We start from the raw sequence: 1,181 nt of genomic DNA, 5'->3' as shown, positions 1-1,181 counted from the left end.
GCTAGTCGGCCGGCCACTGGATGCGGCAGCGGAGGACAACAACCTGATCATCGGCCGGGCCCGCGCCAAGGCCAACGACATCTTCATCCGGTACCGCTCGACGACTCGCTGGTGCTGACTGTCGACGAGTTCCTGCGCCAGTACAACACCGCAGCCAGTGGCTCCGACTTCCTAAGCTATATGGAGCACCGGATTGAGGAGAGGGGCAGGCGCGGCCAGATAACGGAATGCACGCGCATCAAGCACGTAACGACTTGGCGTAAGGTGGTCGAATTTGCTCGTACACTGCCACTTAACAAGGCCTGTTTAAAGGATGGGGCGAGGATTCCAGTGCTACCCTTCAGCAGCCTGAACCACAAGTTCGCTGGCGACTTTGATGCCTGGCTGAAGAAGGTGCATAAGAGCTGCACCAATACGCGCTCAGGGCGGCACCGGAATGTGAAGGCCTACCTGGAGCTGGCTCGGCGCGACAAAATCACCTTCGAGGACCCCTACGAGTACTTTGTCAATACCACGGTGGCCGGCAAGTGGAAAGCACTGCAGCCTGATGAGCTGGCCGCGCTGGAGCAATACTACGCGCAAACAAAGCCAGGCTCTACCCATCGGCGCATGCTCCAGAAGTTTCTCTTCAGCTGCAACTGTGGCCTGCGGCTCGGCGACCTGAAGCGCATGGGCGAAACGAAGGTGGTGGGCCAGCTCGTCGAGCTGAAGGTGCATAAGACCTACCGCTATGACGAGAAGGAACTCATGCTGCCCATCACCAAGAAGGCCTTGCGCTATCTGGAGGACAGCAGGGCCGAGAACGAAACGGATGGTTTCTTCCTCTACACCGACCAGTACACAAACCGGGCCTTGCAGAAAATAGCGGACTGGCTAGGCATTAAAACCAAACTGCACCACCACATTGGCCGCGAAACGTTCGCCACAGAGTTCATCCGGAGGGGCGGTAAAGTCGAAGTGCTCCAGAAGCTGATGGGACATAAGAAGCTGAGCATGACCATGAAATACGTCCACGTTGATGAAGCCATGAAACAAGCAGAAATAGACCGCCTGGATGCGCTCGACGAGGCCGCATAAAAAAAGCCCCGACTGTTACGAGCAGTCGAGGCAACCAGTGTTATGGTGTCCAAAGATAGAAAAAAGGGACGTTCCCACGTGGGAGCGTCCCTTTTTTGTGTCTT

1 protein-coding gene is annotated in these 1,181 nt (G+C 56.6%); it reads left to right on the top strand.

Translation table 11 applies throughout. The features are described 5' to 3' along the window. The first annotated feature begins 111 nt into the window (after positions 1 to 111). Positions 112 to 1,077: a tyrosine-type recombinase/integrase gene (locus VI25_RS23005; RefSeq protein WP_055562985.1), complete on the top strand. Its 966-nt coding sequence runs from the start codon at positions 112 to 114 to the stop codon at positions 1,075 to 1,077. Positions 1,078 to 1,181: the final 104 nt, after the last annotated feature.

Origin of the sequence: Hymenobacter sp. AT01-02, assembly GCF_000961955.2 — a bacterium.
Classification (GTDB): Bacteria; Bacteroidota; Bacteroidia; order Cytophagales; family Hymenobacteraceae; genus Hymenobacter; species Hymenobacter mucosus.
Note: the sequence above shows the minus strand (reverse complement) of the source record. Positions and strands in the feature narration are given on the sequence as shown.